Annotated in this window: 17 protein-coding genes; 4 read left to right on the forward strand and 13 right to left on the reverse strand. The window is 62.6% G+C overall.

Annotated elements, in window-relative coordinates:
• Positions 1-435 precede the first annotated feature (435 nt).
• The 5 genes from CK627_RS06550 to CK627_RS06570 form a co-directional block, all read right to left on the reverse strand.
• Positions 436-1,482: a DUF418 domain-containing protein gene (locus CK627_RS06550; protein WP_095591943.1), complete on the reverse strand. Its 1,047-nt coding sequence runs from the start codon at positions 1,480-1,482 to the stop codon at positions 436-438.
• A 21-nt stretch (positions 1,483-1,503) separates the two neighbouring features.
• Positions 1,504-2,097 carry a TetR/AcrR family transcriptional regulator gene (locus tag CK627_RS06555; RefSeq protein WP_095591944.1) on the reverse strand — a complete coding sequence of 198 codons (594 nt, stop codon included), beginning with the start codon at positions 2,095-2,097 and terminating at the stop codon, positions 1,504-1,506.
• A gap of 192 nt (positions 2,098-2,289) precedes the next feature.
• A complete protein-coding gene (locus CK627_RS06560; protein ID WP_095591945.1) occupies positions 2,290-4,311 on the reverse strand; it encodes an exoribonuclease II in 2,022 nt (673 codons plus the stop codon).
• An 86-nt stretch (positions 4,312-4,397) separates the two neighbouring features.
• Entirely contained in the window at positions 4,398-5,297 is a 900-nt protein-coding gene (locus CK627_RS06565; protein ID WP_095591946.1) for a LysR family transcriptional regulator ArgP, read from the reverse strand.
• A gap of 266 nt (positions 5,298-5,563) precedes the next feature.
• Positions 5,564-6,187 (reverse strand): acyl-homoserine-lactone synthase, encoded by a 624-nt coding sequence (locus CK627_RS06570; RefSeq protein ID WP_017765215.1) that lies wholly within the window; start codon positions 6,185-6,187, stop codon positions 5,564-5,566.
• Between the two features lie 62 nt (positions 6,188-6,249).
• On the opposite strand from CK627_RS06570, the gene CK627_RS06575 reads away from it, so the two are divergent.
• The 3 genes from CK627_RS06575 to CK627_RS06585 all read left to right on the forward strand — a co-directional run bounded on the left by CK627_RS06575 (position 6,250) and on the right by CK627_RS06585 (position 9,972).
• Positions 6,250-7,032: a LuxR family transcriptional regulator gene (locus CK627_RS06575; protein ID WP_095591947.1), complete on the forward strand. Its 783-nt coding sequence runs from the start codon at positions 6,250-6,252 to the stop codon at positions 7,030-7,032.
• 213 nt (positions 7,033-7,245) lie between these two features.
• The gene (gene lysE / locus CK627_RS06580) at positions 7,246-7,866 is read left to right on the forward strand and encodes an L-lysine exporter (RefSeq protein WP_095591948.1); all 621 of its coding nucleotides are present in this window, start codon (positions 7,246-7,248) and stop codon (positions 7,864-7,866) included.
• 126 nt (positions 7,867-7,992) lie between these two features.
• Positions 7,993-9,972: a bifunctional 2',3'-cyclic-nucleotide 2'-phosphodiesterase/3'-nucleotidase gene (locus CK627_RS06585; protein ID WP_167385294.1), complete on the forward strand. Its 1,980-nt coding sequence runs from the start codon at positions 7,993-7,995 to the stop codon at positions 9,970-9,972.
• A 65-nt stretch (positions 9,973-10,037) separates the two neighbouring features.
• Here CK627_RS06585 and CK627_RS06590 read toward each other — a convergent pair whose 3' ends face one another.
• The 8 genes from CK627_RS06590 to hslR all read right to left on the reverse strand — a co-directional run bounded on the left by CK627_RS06590 (position 10,038) and on the right by hslR (position 17,576).
• Entirely contained in the window at positions 10,038-10,514 is a 477-nt protein-coding gene (locus CK627_RS06590; RefSeq protein WP_005308463.1) for an outer membrane lipoprotein, read from the reverse strand.
• Positions 10,515-10,651: 137 nt separating this feature from the next.
• On the reverse strand, positions 10,652-11,104 hold the full coding sequence (locus tag CK627_RS06595; RefSeq protein ID WP_095591950.1) for a GNAT family N-acetyltransferase: 453 nt from the start codon (positions 11,102-11,104) through the stop codon (positions 10,652-10,654).
• 120 nt (positions 11,105-11,224) lie between these two features.
• The gene (locus CK627_RS06600; protein WP_065018358.1) at positions 11,225-11,620 is read right to left on the reverse strand and encodes a nitrous oxide-stimulated promoter family protein; all 396 of its coding nucleotides are present in this window, start codon (positions 11,618-11,620) and stop codon (positions 11,225-11,227) included.
• Positions 11,621-11,732: 112 nt separating this feature from the next.
• The gene (locus CK627_RS06605; RefSeq protein ID WP_017787445.1) at positions 11,733-13,535 is read right to left on the reverse strand and encodes an aminopeptidase P family protein; all 1,803 of its coding nucleotides are present in this window, start codon (positions 13,533-13,535) and stop codon (positions 11,733-11,735) included.
• 33 nt (positions 13,536-13,568) lie between these two features.
• Positions 13,569-14,234: a GntR family transcriptional regulator gene (locus tag CK627_RS06610; protein WP_010635235.1), complete on the reverse strand. Its 666-nt coding sequence runs from the start codon at positions 14,232-14,234 to the stop codon at positions 13,569-13,571.
• Positions 14,235-14,409: 175 nt separating this feature from the next.
• Positions 14,410-16,035: a phosphoenolpyruvate carboxykinase (ATP) gene (gene pckA / locus CK627_RS06615; protein WP_005308470.1), complete on the reverse strand. Its 1,626-nt coding sequence runs from the start codon at positions 16,033-16,035 to the stop codon at positions 14,410-14,412.
• 149 nt (positions 16,036-16,184) lie between these two features.
• Entirely contained in the window at positions 16,185-17,069 is an 885-nt protein-coding gene (hslO, locus tag CK627_RS06620; RefSeq protein ID WP_010635234.1) for an Hsp33 family molecular chaperone HslO, read from the reverse strand.
• 108 nt (positions 17,070-17,177) lie between these two features.
• Positions 17,178-17,576, reverse strand: coding sequence for a ribosome-associated heat shock protein Hsp15 (gene hslR, locus CK627_RS06625; protein WP_167385295.1), 399 nt, complete (start codon positions 17,574-17,576; stop codon positions 17,178-17,180).
• Between the two features lie 214 nt (positions 17,577-17,790).
• Between hslR and exeC the strand changes: the two genes are divergently transcribed.
• A complete protein-coding gene (gene exeC, locus CK627_RS06630; protein WP_005308474.1) occupies positions 17,791-18,639 on the forward strand; it encodes a GspC family type II secretion system variant ExeC in 849 nt (282 codons plus the stop codon).

Below are 18,639 nucleotides of genomic sequence, written 5' to 3' on the forward strand. Positions count from 1 at the left end.
CCTGTTTGATTAAAAGTGGTAGTTGGGCTGGCCGGTTTTGCCGAACCGCCATCCCTGTCGTCTAAGCAACTTCAATCTACCAGCTTGTGATCAAATTAGGCTGAAAACGGGGTGTCTTGTGACACAGCTCTCAAATACCTCGACCTCCCCCCTACCTTCATAGTGATGTGGATCACATTCACTCTCTGTATTTCGGCTACATTTCGATCTTTGCTGCCGCCAGTATCGTTTTTATGTGATGCAAGTCACCATTTGCTGTTTGCGCAAACCTGATGTCAATGTGATCCATTTCTCATTTTCATTATTTGTATTCAATTGGAGCAATTCCCCCGACCTGAAAACTGAGGGTGTTGACGATGGATTGATTGAATCCACATTCAAATAATCAATGAATCAATTATTTTGTAACCCACTTTCAGTTTTTCATGATCTCCTTCAGCCGCAGAGCCGACGCATCAGCCACTCCAGCGGGCCTCTTTCGAAGCGCTGACTCCAGAGATTGGCAAACAGCAGCGCCGCCAGGGCGAAGAGGGTGGCGGCCAGCACCACCTCGGGCAGATCCTGTCCCTGCAGCCAGCCGATCACCTCCAGCATCCCCATGCCGAGCATGATGTGGGCCAGATAGAGGGTCAGGGTCTGCCGACCGACCGGCAGCCATACTCGCCACCAGCGGGCCTCGGGCAGGGCGCGTCCCAGCCAGAGACAGAGGGCGATCAGGGTGCTGGCCGCGCCCATGCCGAACAGCAGGTAGAGCGGCGCCGGGGGAATGGGCTGAGTTGCCAGCAGCGGCGCCAGCTCTGGGCTTGGCAAGATGGTCGACAACCAGAGCGACAGCCCCCTGGCCAGCGCCATGGCACTCACCCCGCCGGCCAGCAGCCAGCGCTGGGTGAGCGAATTGGCCAGAGACTGGCGGCTCAGCCAGAGGCCGTAGAGCAGAAAGCCCAGCCAGGGCACCACAGGGTGCCAGCCGTTGAACAGCAGATTGCGGACGAAGCCGGCCAGGGTCCAGAACTCGGGATAGCTGAAGCTGTGCCACTGCCAGCCCCGATCGTAATCGAGCAGGAACAGCAGCCCCACGAAGCTTGCCGCCAGCAGCGGGATCAGGGCCAGCAGCCAGGGGGAGGGAAGCCGGAGACAGCAGGCCCCCAGCAGAAAGTAGACGGCGTAGTAGTGGATGATGTCGGCCGGAAACACCAGGTAGTTGAGCAGCCCCACGATCAGCAGAAACAGGGCCCGCCTGGCGGTGTGGGTCATGGCCGCCGACCACGCCAGCTTGCGGGTCGACAGCCCCAGCCCGATGCCGGCCAGCACCACGAAGCTGGCGGCGGAGCGACCCTCCAGCGCATCCAGCAGGGGCTTGAGCCAGGCCGGCCCGCCCGCCAACACCCCCATGGCGATGCGAAAATTCACCAGCACCATGCCGAGCAGGGCCATGGCACGGGCCAGATCCAGTCCTTCCAGTCGATGGTGCGGGGTCGTCATGGTGGTGACTCCTTGAGGTGATCAGCAGGCCGGGCCCAACAGCTGCTCCAGCAGGGAGGGCAACCTTTGCTCCACCGGCGCCAGCTCTGGATGCAGTGCCAGGGCGTGGCGCAGGGCTTGCCCCTCCAGCGCGTCCAGCAGCAGCTGGGCCGTGAGGTCCGGCTGCAGGTGGGTTGCCAGCTCCCCTGCCTGCTGGCCACGGCGCACCGTCGCCGCCAGGGCATCGCACAGCTGGCGCTGGTTGATGGCGAAGGTGGCTGCCATCTCGGGGTGGCGGGCCAGCTCGGCCAGGATCTCGGTGCCGAGCAGCAGGTTCTCCGGGGTCAGCGACCAGGCGAGGTAGCCGGCGGCGAAGCGGGCCAGCGCCGCCCGGGCCGGCCCCTGAATCAGCTCATCCAGCAAGGGTTGCAGCTCGGCCGCCTCCAGCGAGGCGATCAGGGCGATCAGCTCCTCCTTGCGGGCGAAGTGGTTGTAGAGGTTGCCGAGGCTCACCCCGGCGGCGGCGGCGATGTCGCGCATGCCGGTCTGGTGGAAGCCCCGCTCGATGAAGCAGCCGAGCGCCGCCTGGATGATCTGCTCGCGCCGCTGCTCCAGCCGCAGGTTGTTGGTGGCCATGGGGATGCCTCTTGCCTGAAAATTTTATATGAGCGAACGTTCGTTCATTTGTGGGTTCACTCTATGCCTGTGGCGAGCCACTGGCAAGCCAGGTGCGTACAAAAAGTGATCTGCTGACCAGGCGGGCGGCATGACCCAATAAAAAAGCCCGCAGGGTGCGGGCTTTTGCAAGGAGGGGAGGCCTGGCCTGGCTTATTCGGCCTTGGGGGCCTCGTCGGCAGGCGCGGCATCGGCTTCGCTCACCGGGGCGACCGGCGCCGGGCCCGGCACCAGCTCTGCCGCCGGCTTGGCGATGAGGGAGCGGGTCTCTTCCACCGCTTCGGTCAGCTTGACCTCGATGATCTGGCCGAGCTCGTAGACCACCTCGGTCTTGTCCAGATAGACGCGGCCGTTGTCCCAGTTGCACTCCAGCCGCTCCTTGTTGTCCAGGATGTGGCGGGCGGGCATGAACACCACGGCACCGTTCTCCTGCAGGCGCAGCTTGAGGCCGGCACGCATCACGTCGATGATCTCGGCGTTGAACACCTTGTCGGTACCCGCATCGGCCTTGAGGTAGCGGACATAGAGCCAGTCGCCGATGTCGCGCTCCACCATGCGGTGCAGGCGACGGCAGGCGGTCAGGTGCTCGGTGAGCTCCAGACTCGGGCGCTCACCCGGGGTCTTGCCGGCGATGACGGCCTTGAGCAGGCGATGGTTGACCATGTCGCCGTACTTGCGGATCGGTGAGGTCCAGGTGGCATAGGCATCCAGACCCAGGCCGTAGTGGGCACCCGGTTCGGCGGACATCAGGGCATAGCTCTGGAAGCGGCGGATCTTGCCGTCCAGCCAGCGGGTGTCCAGGCTGTCGATCCAGCGGCGCAGGGCGCAGAAGCCGGACAGGCTGGCGATCTCTTCTTTCTCGAACGGGGCCTCGGCGCTTTTGAGCAGGTCGATGGCACCGTCGAGGGACTCCTCGTCAAAGCCGGTGTGGACGTTGAAGATGCCGTAACCGACGCTCTTGCCCAGCACGCGGCCGGCACAGATGTTGGCGGCGATCATCGACTCTTCCACCATGCGGTTGGCGATGCGGCGCGGCTCGACGTGGATGGCCAGCACAGCGCCGTTCTCGCCCAGCTCGAAGTCATAGTCGGGGCGGTCCGGGAACACCAGGGCGTGTTCGGTGCGCCACTTGATGCGCGCCTCGGTCATCGCCTTCATCAGCGGCAGCTGGGCCAGCACGCCTGCGTCGATATCCAGCGCTTTGCCGTGTTCGGCCCAGTCGGAGACGTCGTCATAGTTGAGGCGGGCGTGGGAGCAGATGCGGGCGGCGAAGAACTCGGTCTCCTCCAGCAGCAGGCCATCCTCGGCGATCAGCAGGCGGGCGCACAGGGTGTTGCGCTCCTCCCCCTCTTTCAGGGAGCAGAGCTCGTCGGAGAGGGTGCGCGGGATCATCGGCACGTTGCGGCCCGGCATGTAGACGGTGAAGGCGCGCTGGGCGGCCTCCTTGTCCAGCTCGCTCCCTTCGGCCACATAGGCGGTCGGGTCGGCGATGGCCACCAGCAGCTCCCAGCCGTTGTCCAGCTTGCGGATGGCCAGGGCATCGTCCATGTCCTTGGTCTTGGCGCCGTCAATGGTGAAGAAAGGGGTCTCGGTCAGATCGGTGCGGGGCAGCTCTTCCTCTTCGATGACCTTCCACTCCGGCAGATCCGCCGGCTCGACCTGGGCCAGGTTGTGGCGCGCCAGCACCACCCACCAGGGCACGTTGTGATCTTCCTGGGCGGCGATCTTCTGGGTGATCTCGGCGGAGAAGTTGCCGTCCACCAGGGCGTGACGCTTGAGGGTGGCGACCACCCAGTCCCCTTCCTTGAACTCTTTCTCGTCCAGACCCTTCTTGACGCGGGCCTTGATGGCATCCTTGATCAGCGGATGATCGGCCACCACGTTGAGGCGGTCGCGGAACATCTTGACCCGGGCCACGAAGCGGGTGACGGACTGCTCCAGCAGCTCATCCGGCTCGGCCACTTCTTTCTCTTTCTCGGTGCGGATCAGGGCGGTCACCCGGTCACCGTGCATCACCTTTTTCATGTAGGGAGGCGGCACGAAATAGCTGGTCTTCTCATCGACCTCCAGGAAGCCGAAGCCCCGATCGGAGGCGCGGATCACACCCTCTTTCTTGGGGATGTTTTCGCGGATTTGTTGCTTGAGCTGGGCCAGCAGCGGATTGTCTTGGAACATAAATGGGGAACCTGAGTGGAGACCTGGTGGTTAATCGCCCAGCACTATACGTTTTTACCCCTCCAAAGCCAAGGTGAATGGCCTTGTCAGGGGCGTTGCAGAGCCCGGCGACCCTGCTCGATCAGGCGCTGGGATATTTGTTTGTGCAGTCCGCGCTCCAGCACCCAGCGGTGCCAGTAGAGTCGCTCTACCAGGTGCTGTTCCGGGTTGAGATCGAGCAATGACCCCTCCGCCAGCTGGCGACGGATCTGCAGTTCCGGGATGAGGCAGCAGGCCAGCCCCTGCTCGGCCATGGCGACGAAGGCTTCGGACGAGCGCACCGTGTGGCAGGGGTAGCCGCCGGGCTCCAGCCCGAAGTGGCGGGCCATGTAGCTGACGTGCATGTCGTCACGCTGATCGAAGGCCACCGCCGGCGCCTTGGCCAGCGCCGCCAGGGTCAACCCCTGCGGGAAGTGGCGCTCGACGAAGGCAGGGCTGGCGGTGAGCAGGTAACGCATCTCGCCGAGCTCGTCGACGCAGCAGCCCGCCAGTGGCTGGCCGTGCAGGCTGACGGCGCCGAACGCCTGCCCCTCGCGCACCCGGTCCAGGGTGCGGCTCTCGTCATCTACCAGCAGGTTGAGCTCGATGGGGTGCTGTTCCAGCAGCGGCGCCAGGGCGGGCAGAAACCAGGTGGCCAGGCTGTCGGCATTGACGGCGATACTGACCCGGATCGGCGCCTGGGGCTCGGCGGGAGAGAGCTCGCCGGCCAGCTCCAGTTCCAGCTGGCGTACCTGGCGGTAGTGGGCCAGCAGCTTCTGTCCGAGCGCGGTGGCCTGCAGCGGCTGGCCACGAATGATCAGCGGCTCGGCAAACTGCTGCTCCAGCTGCTTGATGCGCTGGGAGATGGCGGACTGGGTGATGTGCAGGCGCTGGGCGGCCCGCTCGAAGTTCTGCTCCTGCATCACCGCATCCAGCGCCAGCAGCAGCTTGTAGTCCAACGCCTTCATCAGCATTCCTTATCAGCAGGGAGATTGAGAAGGGATGCTACTCAAGTGGTGGCGAGAGAACAACCTGAGAGCGCTGAAAATGTCGGCAGCGCAGGCGGGACAAGGGCTGTGGGGTCAAAGCGGGTTTGTCACTGTGAGATGTGACAGTGGTGGTCAAAAGGTATTCAGGGGATACTCTTTTGCGTCCGTTTTTGCATGGGGTGGAAACGGGCCATAGCGAGAACTTTTAATCCCGGGTCTTACCCCGGGATTTTTTTGCGTCACCCTTATTCGGTGACCAGCTCGCGGGCTTCGTCATAGGCACCCTGCAGGGGCTGACCGACGGCACGGGCGAAACGCTCGTCCAGATGGAAGCGGATCCCCACCCCGCGCACGGCGCCCAGATCCACCGCCTGGCGGTGACCGAGCCGCTCGATGGGCAGGCCGAGGCGGCGGAAGATCCGCTCTACCGGCAGGCTGACCACGGCAACCAGCTCGCGGATCCCCTTCGCCCTGGCGAAGGCATAGACCTCGCGGAAGATGACGCAGGTCAGCTCGCTGACCCCGTTGCCCAGGCGCGGCGCCCGTTCGGCATCGATGGCGAGGCGGGTCAGTTCCCACACGTCGTTGCTGCGTGGCGGGGCTTCGCCGGCGAGGGCGGTGGGGAAGATGCTGGGCAGCATGTAATCCTGGGCACAACTGAGCAGACGAATGCAGCCGCACAGGCCTTCTTCGTCCTCAATCAGAACCCAGTGAGTGTCCGGAGTATCGAAACTGTCCTGCTCCAGACCACGGTGAGATTCCACATCCCAGCCGAGGCGATCGGAGAAGACGCGATTGCGAAAGCGATAAAGCTCGTTTTCTACCTCCCATCTGGGGTGTTCTTTTAATTTTCCTTTGAAAACAAGCATTCAGATGTCTCCATTTCAGTGTTCGGCGCTATAATCGAGGCCCTGGCCAGGGGGGCTAGCCTATGAAACAAGACCAACTGCTTGAGTACCTCGAACATTTCACTTCGGTAACGGACGGGGATCGTCTGGCCGAGTTGATCAGTCGGTTCACGCTCGGTATGGGTTACGACTACTACCGGTTTGCGCTGATCATTCCCATGTCGATGCAAAGACCCAAGGTGGTGCTGTTCAATCAGTGCCCCGACTCCTGGGTGCAGGCCTATACGGCAAACCATATGCTGGCCTGTGATCCCATCATTCAATTGGCCCGCAAGCAGACCTTGCCCATTTACTGGAACCGGCTGGATGAGCGAGCACGTTTTCTGCAAGAGGGCAGTCTGGACGTGATGGGGTTGGCGGCGGAGTTCGGGCTGCGCAACGGCATCTCGTTTCCGTTGCACGGGGCGGCGGGGGAAAACGGCATACTGTCGTTCATCACCGCCGAGCGGGCATCGAGCGATCTGCTGCTGGAGTCCTCGCCCGTCCTCTCCTGGATGTCCAACTACATCTTCGAGGCGGCGATCCGGATTGTGCGGGTCAGTCTGCGGGACGATGACCCTCAGGAGGCCCTGACTGACCGGGAGACCGAATGCCTGTTCTGGGCCAGTGAAGGGAAAACGTCGAGTGAAATCGCCTGCATCCTGGGGATCACGGAGCGAACCGTGAACTACCACCTCAATCAGGTCACCCGTAAAACGGGGTCGATGAATCGCTACCAGGCCATCGCCAAGGGGGTGAGCAGTGGCATCTTGCTGCCCAATCTCGAGCAGGTCGTGGTCACCAACTTCCCCAAGCTGATGCAATAAAACCCGATGATTCTCGGGGCAGAGTGACTGGCTAACAATTGTCAGATCCTGCAATTGACAGCCATGAACGGGTCTAGCCCCTTCTACCTCGAAGGGGTTGGGTCGAGCCCTCTGTCATTAGCAAAACAAATTGCTCAGCAGATTAATGAATTTCTCTAAACGTCTGGCCGCCCCTTATAGTGCCGTCCAATCACTCTGCTGGACGGTTCATCCATGTTTGCTACCACCCTGCAAGGCTTCACCCTCGGCCTTGCCATGATCATCCCCATCGGTGCCCAGAATGCCTTCGTGCTGAGCCGGGGCATCCACCGCAACCACCATCTGCTGACGGCGACCCTCTGCTGCCTGTGCGATCTCGTGCTGATCGGCATCGGGGTGTTCGGCGGCGCCAACCTGCTGGCGGCCAGCCCGATCGGACTGGCCCTGCTGACCTGGGGCGGGGTGCTGTTCCTCGGCTGGTTCGGTATCCGTTCCCTGCGCAGCGCCTGGCGCGGGCAGGGGGCTGCACTTGCTGACTCGCCCCAGCTGATGGGGGTCAAGAGCGTGCTGGCCATGACCCTCGGGGTGACCCTGCTCAACCCCCACGTCTACCTGGACACCCTGATGCTGCTCGGCTCCTTCGGCAGCCAGTTTGCCGAGGAACTGCGGCCGGCCTTTGCGGCGGGGGCCATGCTGGCCTCGCTGGTCTGGTTCTACAGCCTGGCGTTCGGGGCGGCAGCCCTCTCGCCCTGGCTCGCCCGCGGCAGGGTACAGCAAGCTATTGATACTATTGTTGGTTTCATCATGCTCGGGTTGGCGCTGCAGCTGGCGAGCGGGGCTTTGCTGACGTCATAAGGCTATTTTTGTGCCGCACCTCATAAAAATTCACCCCGGCTTCATCCGCTGACATATTCGTCTGTTAAATTCCCGTCGCTGGTAAAGCGACACTCTAATAAAAGGGACAAGACAGTGAATAAATCCATGAAGCTGGGTGCTATTGCAGCCATCGTGCTGTTGTCTGCCTGTAGCAATGACAACGACAGCAAGGCGCAACCGGGCGAGGTTGCCCTGCGTCTGATCCAGACCTCCGACATCCACTCCAACGTGCTGGGGTACGACTACTACCAGAACAAGGAGGATCGCAAGTTCGGCCTCTCCCGCACCGCGCTGCTGATCCGCGCGGCCCGCGCCGAAAACCCCAACAACCTGCTGCTCGACAACGGCGACCTGATCCAGGGCACGCCGCTGGCTGACTACATCTTTGAGCAGTCCGGTGCCGGCTACCTCGACAAGCAGGCCCACCCGGTGTTCAAGGCGATGAACGAGCTCGGCTACGACGCCGGCAACCTGGGCAACCACGAATTCAACTACGGCCTGGATTACCTCACCAAGACCCTGCAGGGGGCCAAGTTCCCCTATGTGAACGCCAACGTGTTCGAGGCGGGCGCCTTCAAGCGCGATGCCAAGGGGCAAATAGACTGGAGTGGCAACAAGTTCACCCCCTACCTGCTGCTGGAGCGCAAGGTGAAGGATGACAAGGGCCAGCTGCAGACCGTCAAGGTCGGCATCCTGGGGCTGACCCCGCCGCAGGTGCTGCAGTGGGACAAGCGCCATCTGGAAGGCAAGGTGGTGGTGGCCGACATGGTCGAGACCGCCAACCACTATGTGCCCGAGCTGCGCGCCAAGGGTGCCGACGTGGTCGTCGTGGTTGCCCACACCGGCATCAACGCCAGTAGCTACGAGGCCATGATGGAGAACTCCGCCTGGCACCTGGCCAAGGTGAAGGGGGTGGACGCCCTGATGCTGGGCCACGCCCACAAGAACTTCCCGGGTGACTTCCCGGATCTGCCGGAGGTGGACAATAAGGCCGGCACCCTGAGCGGCATTCCGACCGTGATGCCTGGCTACTGGGGCAACCACCTCGGCATCATCGACCTCAAGCTGGAGCAGGTGGACGGCAAGTGGCAGGTGAAACAGAGCCAGGCCAGCCTGCGCAAGATCGACTCCAGCGAGGGCAGCGCGGTGGATCAGCGGGTGGTGGACTTGGTACAGGCCGACCACGACGCCACCAACCAGTGGCTGGACGAGCCGCTCGGCAAGATCACCTCCTCCATCCACAGCTTCTTCGCCCTGGTGCAGGATGATCCCTCGGTACAGCTGGTGAGCGATGCCCAGCGCCGCTACGCCGAGCAGCTGCAAAAAGACGGTCTGCTCAAGGAGTCCTATCCCATCCTGTCGGTGGCGGCGCCGTTCCGTGGCGGTCGCAACGGCATCAACGACTTCACCTACGTGGCTCAGGGCGACATCTCCCTGCGCAACGTCTCCGACCTCTACATCTATCCGAACACCCTGCAGGTGGTCGAGGTGAACGGGGCCACAGTCAAGGAGTGGCTGGAGATGAGTGCCGGCCAGTTCAACCAGATCGACACCGGCAAGACCGAGGTACAGTGGCTGGTGAACGAGAAGTTCCCCACCTACAACTTCGACGTGATCGACGGGGTCAGCTACGAGGTGGATATCACCCAGCCGGCCCGTTACAACAAGGAAGGGGCCAAGGTCAGCGACGGCCAGCGCATCAGCAGCCTCACCTTCAACGGCCAGCCCATCGATCCGGCCCAGAAGTTCTACGTGGTGACCAACAACTACCGCGCCAGCGGCGGCGGCCACTTCCCGGGCATCGACGGCAGCAACATCGTCCATGAAGATCCCTTCGAGACGCGCGAGATCATCGCCCAGTACCTGAAGGCCCAGTCTGCCGAGAACCCGGCCGGCTTCAGCCCGGCGGCCAACAACAACTGGCACATGAAGGCCCTGCCGGCCAACGTGGACGTGCGGCTCTACTCCTCGCCCCGCGAGGAGGCCAAGCAGCTGGCCGGTGCGGATCTGGAGTACAAGTCCACCCTGCCGATGGATGACGCCCAGCACCCTGGCTACGCTATCTTCCGGCTGATCCGTCAGTAATTCCCGGCCGACATGGCAATAAAAAAAGCCCTCGCACTGCGAGGGCTTTTTCATGGGCGGAGGGCTTAGTTGACCACGGCCACGTTGATGGTGCCGTTGCCCTGGGTCATGCGTACCCGGGCACCCGGTACGAAGGTGGGGCTGGCCTTTTGCACCACCACGATGGATTCGCCGTTCTCTTTTTTGATCTCGAGCTCGACGCCGTCCACCTGATTGAGCTTGTCACCGGCCGCCTTGCCGGCTGCCGCACCCGCGATGGCGCCACCGGCCGCGGCGATGTCGCTGCCGCGCCCGCCGCCGATGGTGCTGCCGAGCAGGCCGCCGACCACGGCGCCACCTATGGTGCCGATCAGCGAGTTCTCATCGGCCTGGATCTTGACCGGGCGAGTGGAGAGGATGGTGCCGTAGCTGACGGTCTGTACCTGCTTGGCGCGATCCTTGGTGTAGACATCGCCGGAGTAGACATCGCTGTTGGCACAGCCGCTGAGGGTGGTGGCGGTGGTGGTGGCCAACAGGGCGATGAGGGTAATGCGTTTCAACATGATGGGCCTCCTGGGCTGGCATCTAATCTGGTTTGTTCGGTCAGTGATTCAACTCTACGCCAACCGGATTGAGCATGAAACCAGCAAAGTGTAACCAATTATAAGGCCCGGACCCTGCAAACCCCGTCCCCACCGGCTCAGTCGAGCCGTTTTTCCAGCAGCAGGCGATCCTCCCCCGGGCCGAAATAGTCGCGCTCCTCGGCCAGTTGCTGATAACCGAGTCGAAAGTAGAGGCGCTGGGCCGGATTGGCCGGATCCACCGTCAGTCTGACCCGCTCGATCCCCAGTTTCAGCAGTGACTGCTCCACCTGCAGCATCATGCGTTCGGCCAGGCCGAAGCCACGCGCCTCCGGCAGCACCGCCAGCGACAGCAGCCAGCCCTGCGACCGATCCTGTCCCAGTCCGCCCAGGGCATAGCCCAGCAGCCTGCCGTCCAGCTCGGCCACCAGCAGCAGCTCGGGCCACAGATCCATGGCCTGGCGGAAGAAGAAGCCGGGATAGACATCCTCCCCGAATACATTGACGTCGATCTGCCAGATGGCGTGCATGTCGGTGTGGCGCGCCACTCTCAAAACGGGGGGCTGGTGCATCCGGGCTCCTGTGATGTCGTACGTGCTGCCGGGCGGCAGTCAAAAAGGAGCCACAGGGTAGTGGGCCCGCCGGACTGATGCAAGCGGGTCTGGGGTTCTGAGCGGCAGGGCGGCCCCGGCTCAGGGCGGCAGGGGGCGGCTGCCCGGCCGCTTGGGGGCCTTGCGGCGGCTGTCCAGCAGGTGGCACAGGGCCAGCCAGGGGTGATGCCACAGCATGCGCGGGCCGCTCCACTTCATCACCAGCTGGATCTGCTTGCGCATGGCCGGGGCATAGCAGTGGATGTGGCAGTTGGCACAGGTGGGCTTGTGGCCGTGACCATAGCGGCAGCGGCGCAGCCGCTGGTGGGCGAACTCCTGCAACTGCTGGCAGTGCCGGCAGGCGGGGTCCTGGTGATGGTGGTCGCAGTAGAGGCGGATCATGGCGCTGACCGTCTGCTGCTCCCGCTTGAGCCTGGGGTGCATGGGCACCTGGTCGGCGCGGGCCGGGCGCGCGGGGTGGGAGTGATGGGTCGTCATGAGGGGCATTGTCCTGACCTGGGACGGCGGGGTCTTGATACAGGTCAAACCGGCGGGCAAAAAAACAGGGCCCGCGGGCCCTGTTTCATCAAACAACTCTGCTTGTCTGCGCTTAGATGAGGCTGGTTGCCTGCTCCAGCCAGGCGAGATCCTCGCCCTCCAGCAGCGGGCTGAGACGGCGGTAGACCTCGACGTGGTACTCGTTGATCCAGCGGAACTCGGCCGGGCTCAGCAGGCTGCGATCGATGAGGCGGGTATCGAACGGTACATAGGTCAGCCGCTCGAAGCCCAGCATCGGCAGCTCGCCGATCTGCTCCTGTTCGGTGACCACCACCAGGTTCTCGCAGCGGATGCCGAAGGCATCTTCCCGGTAGTAGCCGGGTTCGTTGGAGAGCACCATGCCCGGCTGCAGGGCCACCAGGCTGCCCTTGGGGGCGATGCGCTGCGGGCCTTCGTGCACGCTGAGGAAGTGGCCGACGCCGTGGCCGGTGCCGTGGTCGTAGTTGTAACCGGCCTGCCACAGCGGCATGCGGGCCAGCACGTCGAGCTGGATGCCGGCGGTGCCGCGCGGGAAGCGGGCCTGATCCAGCGCGATGTGACCCTGCAACACCCGGGTGAACATCGCCTTGTGCTCGTCGGTGACCTCACCCACCTTGATGGTGCGGGTGATGTCGGTGGTGCCGTCCAGATACTGGGCGCCAGAGTCCACCAGATAGATGCTGTCCTGACCGAAGGTGCGCGGGGTGCCGTTGGTGTGGCGGTAGTGGCACATGGCGGCGTTGGGGCCGAGCGCCGAGATGGTGTCGAAGCTCGGCTCGACGTAGTGCTCCTGCTCGCGGCGGAAGGCTTCCAGCTGGTCGGCCAGGGTGCCTTCATCCACGCCGTCGAACTCGCCGCTGGCGATCAGCCGATCCAGCCAGGCCAGGAAGCGGGTGACGGCGACGCCGTCGCGCAGATGGGCGGCACGCATGCCGGCCAGCTCCACCTCGTTCTTGCACGCCTTCGGCAGCATGGTCGGATCCTGACCTGCCACCAGGATGGCGCCCGCTTCTTCCATGACCAGCTGGGTCCAGGCGTTGGCGGTGTTGGGATCGGCCAGCACCTTCTGCTGATCCTCGCCGATGCGTTTGAGCACGTCACCCAGCTTGTCGATGGGGTAGACGGAGACATCCTGCCCCACGTGCTGGCTGAAGGCGAAGCAGTCGATCTTGTCGGTGTCGACGAAGAAATCCATGGTGGCGTTGGCGTAGAGCACCGCAAAGCCCAGCACCACCGGCAGCCGCTCCACGTCACGACCGCGCAGGTTGAGCAGCCAGTTGATGGGCTCGGCCTGGGTCAGCAGCACCGCATCCAGCCCGCGCTTGCGCAGATCGCTGGCCAGCAGCTCGCGCTTGGCCTGGCTGGACTGGCCCGCCAGCGCCTCGCTGTAGAGGATGGCCGGATTCTTGGTGGGAGCGGGGCGATCGCTCCAGTGTAGATCGATGGGGTTCTGATCAACACGCACCAGCTCGATGCCGCGCTCGGTCAGGATCTCTTTGGCGTGTCGATACCAGGCCAGGCTGTGCAGGCGGGCATCGAAGCCGACCCGGGAACCGGCAGGCAGCTGCTCGGCCAGCCACTGCACGTGGGGATCTTCGTTCAGGTGGAGAAACTCGAAGAGCTCGGCCGGTGCCTGCATGCGGGCCTGCACCGTGTAACGACCGTCGATGAACAGGGCCGCCCGCTGCGCCAGTATGATGGCGAGGCCGGCGGAGCCGTTGAAACCCGTGATCCAGTCCAGTCGCTCGGCGTAGGCGGGAATGTACTCCCCCAGGTGCTCGTCGTCGTGGGGGACGATGAAGGCGTCCAGCTCCATCATGGCCAGTTCGGCCCTGACCTGGGCGACGCGGGTTTCAATAATCTCGAAATGATTCATGTCGTTAATGCCAGATTGTAGTGATGTGAGTGTTCAGTGGTTGTGGCCGCTGTCCAGGATCCGCTTGATGGATTGGCCAGCCGCCTCGATATGTTGCTTGAGCAGCACCACCGCCTCGTGCTTGCGGCGGGCGCGGCACAGCTCCAGCAGCTGGGCGTGTTCCCGCTCCGCCTTGTCGACGCCATCGCTGGCGAACAGCAGCTCGAAGCGCACATAGCGGTCACAGCTCAGATTGATCTGGGCGATCAGCTCCAGTGCCTGGGGGCGGCCGGCGGCCTGATAGAGGGTGGCGTGAAAACTGTGGTTCAGTTCGGCCCAGCGTTCGATCTGGGTGCCCGACTCGAGGGCCTGGTCGAACTGGGCGAGGATCGCCTGCGCCTTGGCGAAGGTCTCCTCCGTCATCAGGTCGACGGCGTGGAACAGGGTATCGGCTTCCAGCAGGGCTCGCAAATAAAAGAGCTCCTCGATGGCCGCGGCGTCCAGCATGGTGACCACGGCGCCGCGGTGGGCCTCGAACTTCACCAGCCCCTGGGCCTCCAGCTGCATCAGGGCCTCCCGCACCGGAATGCGGCTCACCGCCAGCTCCTTGGCGATGGCGTCCTGGCGCAGGGGGGCGCCGGCGGGAAACTCACCGCGCAGGATCCGGCCACGGAGGTTTTCCATCACCATTTGGGTACGGGTCTTGTAGGGTGGGGTCATGATCGGGTCACAGGGGAATCGTTACAAAATTGTATATTGTATAAAGTTGGGCTGAATCTAACGCGCAAGGGCCCACAAGGCAAGGTTTGGCGGGAGTCAAACGCCGCGCTCTGCTCAAAAAAATACCGGTCAGCTGGGCTGACCGGTATGAGATGGGTTGTGAACGGGGTCGCTGTTACAGCTGCGGACCCGCCGCTACCAGACGCTTGCCCTCTTCATTGTCGGTGAAGCGCTCGAAGTTCTTGATGAAACGCTGGGCCAGATCCTGCGCCTTGGCATCCCACTCGGCCTTGTTGGCGTAAGTGTCGCGGGGGTCGAGGATCGCCGGGTTCACGTCGTGCAGGGCGGTCGGTACTTCCAGATTGAAGATCGGCAGCACCTTGGTCTCGGCCTTCTCGATGGAGCCATCCAGGATGGCGTCGATGATGGCGCGGGTATCCTTGATGGAGATGCGCTTGCCGGTGCCGTTCCAGCCGGTGTTGACCAGGTAGGCTTCCGCGCCGGCCGCTTCCATCCGCTTCACCAGCTCCTGACCGTACTTGGTCGGGTGCAGGGAGAGGAAGGCCGCGCCGAAGCAGGAGGAGAAGGTCGGGGTCGGCTCTGTGATGCCGCGCTCGGTACCGGCCAGCTTGGCGGTGAAGCCAGACAGGAAGTGGTACTTGGTCTGCTCCTTGGTCAGCTTGGAGACAGGGGGCAGCACGCCGAAGGCGTCGGCGGTCAGGAAGATCACCTTGGTGGCGTGACCCGCCTTGGAGACCGGCTTGACGATGTTCTCGATGTGATAGATGGGGTAGGAGACCCGGGTGTTCTCGGTCTTGGAGCCATCGTCGAAGTCGATGGTGCCGTCGGCCGCCACGGTCACGTTCTCCAGCAGCGCATCGCGACGGATGGCGTTGTAGATGTCCGGCTCGGCTTCCTTGGAGAGCTTGATGGTCTTGGCGTAGCAGCCCCCTTCGAAGTTGAACACGCCGTCGTCGTCCCAGCCGTGCTCGTCATCGCCGATCAGCTGACGCTTGGGATCGGTGGAGAGGGTGGTCTTGCCGGTGCCGGAGAGGCCGAAGAAGATGGCCACGTCGCCGTCCTGACCCACGTTGGCGGAGCAGTGCATGGAGGCGATGCCGCGCAGGGGCAGGAAGTAGTTCATCATGGAGAACATCCCCTTCTTCATCTCGCCACCGTACCAGGTGCCGCCGATGAGCTGGATCTTCTCGGTCAGGTTGAAGGCGACGAAGTTCTCGGAGTTGAGACCCTGCTCCTTCCAGTTCGGGTTGGTGCACTTGGCACCGTTCATCACCACGAAGTCCGGTTTGAAGGTTTTCAGCTCTTCATCGCTCGGGCGAATGAACATGTTTTTCACGAAGTGAGCCTGCCAGGCTACCTCGGTGATGATGCGCACGGCCAGGCGGGTGTCCGGGTTGGCACCGCAGAAGCCGTCCACCACGAACAGGCGCTTGCCGGAGAGCTGCTTGGTCACCAGGGATTTCAGATGTGACCACACTTCCGGGCTGATGGCTTTGTTATCGTTTTTACCCTGGTCAGACCACCACACAGTATTCTGGGTAGTGGCGTCTTTGACGATATATTTATCTTTCGGGGAGCGGCCGGTGAAGATGCCGGTATTGACATTGACGGCCCCCAGTTCGGTCACCACGCCGCGCTCGAACCCTTCCAGGTCGGCACGAGTCTCTTCCGCGAACAGCTGGTCGTAGGAAGGGTTGCGCAGGATTTCAGTGGAGTTCTTGATACCGTACTGGTCCAGTCCTAATTGTTGGGCCAGGGTGGGTTCTGCCACGATTGTCATTGTATTCTCCTGGGTTCAGAGGTTGGTAGGGTTCTATCTGGCGTTCATCCTATCACTTAGGTGGTAGAGTTTAGCGATCGCCATCAAACTTTATAAAATAGGGTATTTTTTTGTTATTTAAGTTAAAGGCGGGTTTTGCCCGCCTTCAATTAGTGTAACTTGTTTGCATCATTACCGGGAGCCCCGCTGAACAGGGTTTCGACATCGATCCCGTCAAATTCGTACTGGGCGCCACAATAATCACAGTGCATGCCGATCTTGCCGAGCTCCTGCACCATCTCCATTACCTCTTCCTTCTCGATCTGCAACAGGGCCCCTTCGCAACGCTCGCGGGAGCAGGTGCAGCGGAACTCGACCGCCTGCGGATCGAACACCCGCACCTTGTCCTGGTGGTAGAGACGGTAGAGGATCTCTTCCGCTTCCAGACCGAACAGCTCTTCATCCTTGATGGTGCTGGTGAGTTGGGTCAGGTGCTCGAAGTCGTCGCCGTGATCCTCGCTCTGGGCGGGCAGCTCCTGCAGCAGGATGCCGGCGGCGCGCGGCGCGCCTTGGTGGTAGCCGGTGCGGATCCAGAGCTTGGTCGCCAGCTGTTCGGACTGGGTAAAGTACTGCTCCAGGCAGCCGGCCAGGGTGTCGGCGTCCAGCGCTATGATGCCCTGATAGCGTTCACCCTGCTCCGGGGTGATGGTGATGACCAGCTGGCCTTCCCCGATCAGGCTCTGCAGCTTGCCGTCGCTTGGCAGCTCACCCTCGTAGCGGGCCACGCCGCGCAGCTGCTGGTTGTTGTCGCCGTTGATGACGGCCAGCCGTACCGGGCCGTTGCCCTGCAGCTGTACCGTGATGGAGCCTTCGAACTTGAGGGTGGCGGTCAGCAGGCTGGTGGCGACCAGCAGTTCACCCAGCAGTTTTTGCACCTGTACCGGGTAGTTCTGAGCCTCCACCACGTGGCGGTAGGTGTGGTCCAGCTGGACCAGCTCGCCCCGGACTTCGTACTCTTCGAACAGATAGCGATACAGGAGATCTTGGTTACTCATCATGCATTCCTGGGTTCTTCGGTGGGGTAAATAGATAAAAACATTAATAAACAGGTGGTTAGGAACTTATTCCGCCATCTGTCGTCATAAAAGGGCCATCTTGGCGGGTCAATATTGCTTGACCTTGATCAGCTGGCGCCGCTCCTGCTTGTCGGGGCGACGCTCGGGGCTCGGGGCAAACTGGCTGTTGAAGCGGCGTGCCTCGCTGTTTTCCGCCCGTCGTTTCAGGCTGGCCTCGGTCTCTTCATAGAGCTGCTGGGCCAGCGGGGCGGATTTGCGCTGCTCGCTCACCTCGAGCACCCGCACTTCCCGCTCGTCCTGGCCCTGCCAGAAACGAATGAGGGCGCCGACCTCGACATGCTTGCCCGGCTTGCTGCGCTGGCCGTTGTAGTGCACCTTGCCCCCTTCAATCTGGTCGCGGGCCAGGCTGCGGGTCTTGTAAAAACGTGCCGCCCACAACCACTTGTCGAGACGGACCCGGGTTGGGATTTCTGCGGGGTTCGGCATGAATCGACTCCGGAATGGCTGAAAGGGGTGCCTGATTATACCAGAGGCAGGCCCCGGGATAGAAACAGGGGGCCCAAGGGTGTGACGGAATGTCAATTTTCGCAGCTTACTCCCATCCGGTCGGTTGTCTCTGGGTCCATTGCCGTACACAATAGCCAACCGATTTGGATGCCAGAAAATATTGATAAACATGACGCTACCGTTCAGGGATGACTTGTTGAGCTCCCTTCTGGCCCGTTGTAAAACCGTGCCACTCTCCCGTTTCAGCCAGCCTCTGTTCTGGCTTCTGCTGCTGTTGCTGGCCCACCAGTGTGCCGGTCTCACCTGGCGTCTGCTGGATCTCGGCAGCCGCCCCGTCAGTCAGCCCTGGCAGCCGTCGGTGGTCGCCAGTCAGGGCCAGGGTTCAAACCGCCTCGATCTGAGCGGCGTCAGCCGGCTGGCGCTGTTCGGCAAGGCCAAGCAGCAGGCCCAGGCGGCCGATGTTGTCGCAGCCGATGCTCCCAAGACCCAGCTCAACGCCCAGCTCAATGGCGTGCTGGCGAGCTCGGATCCCGCCAAGTCCATCGCCATCATCGCCCACAACGGGCTGCAGAACTCCTATGGCATCGGTGACCTCATCGACGGCACCCAGGCCAAGATCCGCCAGGTATTTGCCGACCGTGTCATCATCGAGCGGGACGGGCGCGACGAGACCCTGATGCTGGACGGGGAGGAGTACGGCAAGCCGCTGCCCCAGCAGGGCAAGCAGGACGACAAGCTCTCCTCGGTGCGCAACGAACTGATGGGCAACCCCGGCAAGATCACCGATTACCTCAATATTTCCCCGGTCCGGGTCGATGGTCGCATGGTCGGCTATCGCCTCAATCCGGGTCGCAATCCGGAACTGTTCAATCAACTCGGGCTGGTCGCCAACGACATGGCGGTCAGCATCAACGGGCTGGATCTGCGGGATAACGCTCAGGCCATGCAGGCGATGCAGCAGGTGGCTGGCGCAACGGAAATGACCGTCACCGTCGAGCGGCAAGGACAGCTCTACGACGTTTATGTCGGCTTGTCAGAATAA

The sequence above is a fragment of the Aeromonas dhakensis genome (genome assembly GCF_002285935.1).
In the GTDB taxonomy this organism is placed as follows: domain Bacteria; phylum Pseudomonadota; class Gammaproteobacteria; order Enterobacterales; family Aeromonadaceae; genus Aeromonas; species Aeromonas dhakensis.

Bases quoted from the DNA above. Each gene is read 5' to 3' on its own strand.
- lysE (WP_095591948.1), top strand. From the start codon at position 7,246: ATGTTTGCTACCACCCTGCAAGGCTTCACCCTCGGCCTTGCCATGATC.
- hslO (WP_010635234.1), bottom strand. From the start codon at position 17,069: ATGAGTAACCAAGATCTCCTGTATCGCTATCTGTTCGAAGAGTACGAA.
- CK627_RS06575 (WP_095591947.1), top strand. From the start codon at position 6,250: ATGAAACAAGACCAACTGCTTGAGTACCTCGAACATTTCACTTCGGTA.
- CK627_RS06570 (WP_017765215.1), bottom strand. From the start codon at position 6,187: ATGCTTGTTTTCAAAGGAAAATTAAAAGAACACCCCAGATGGGAGGTA.
- CK627_RS06560 (WP_095591945.1), bottom strand. From the start codon at position 4,311: ATGTTCCAAGACAATCCGCTGCTGGCCCAGCTCAAGCAACAAATCCGC.
- CK627_RS06605 (WP_017787445.1), bottom strand. From the start codon at position 13,535: ATGAATCATTTCGAGATTATTGAAACCCGCGTCGCCCAGGTCAGGGCC.
- CK627_RS06600 (WP_065018358.1), bottom strand. From the start codon at position 11,620: ATGACGACCCATCACTCCCACCCCGCGCGCCCGGCCCGCGCCGACCAG.
- CK627_RS06585 (WP_167385294.1), top strand. From the start codon at position 7,993: ATGAAGCTGGGTGCTATTGCAGCCATCGTGCTGTTGTCTGCCTGTAGC.
- pckA (WP_005308470.1), bottom strand. From the start codon at position 16,035: ATGACAATCGTGGCAGAACCCACCCTGGCCCAACAATTAGGACTGGAC.
- CK627_RS06565 (WP_095591946.1), bottom strand. From the start codon at position 5,297: ATGAAGGCGTTGGACTACAAGCTGCTGCTGGCGCTGGATGCGGTGATG.
- hslR (WP_167385295.1), bottom strand. From the start codon at position 17,576: ATGCCGAACCCCGCAGAAATCCCAACCCGGGTCCGTCTCGACAAGTGG.
- CK627_RS06610 (WP_010635235.1), bottom strand. From the start codon at position 14,234: ATGACCCCACCCTACAAGACCCGTACCCAAATGGTGATGGAAAACCTC.
- CK627_RS06555 (WP_095591944.1), bottom strand. From the start codon at position 2,097: ATGGCCACCAACAACCTGCGGCTGGAGCAGCGGCGCGAGCAGATCATC.
- CK627_RS06590 (WP_005308463.1), bottom strand. From the start codon at position 10,514: ATGTTGAAACGCATTACCCTCATCGCCCTGTTGGCCACCACCACCGCC.
- CK627_RS06550 (WP_095591943.1), bottom strand. From the start codon at position 1,482: ATGACGACCCCGCACCATCGACTGGAAGGACTGGATCTGGCCCGTGCC.
- CK627_RS06595 (WP_095591950.1), bottom strand. From the start codon at position 11,104: ATGCACCAGCCCCCCGTTTTGAGAGTGGCGCGCCACACCGACATGCAC.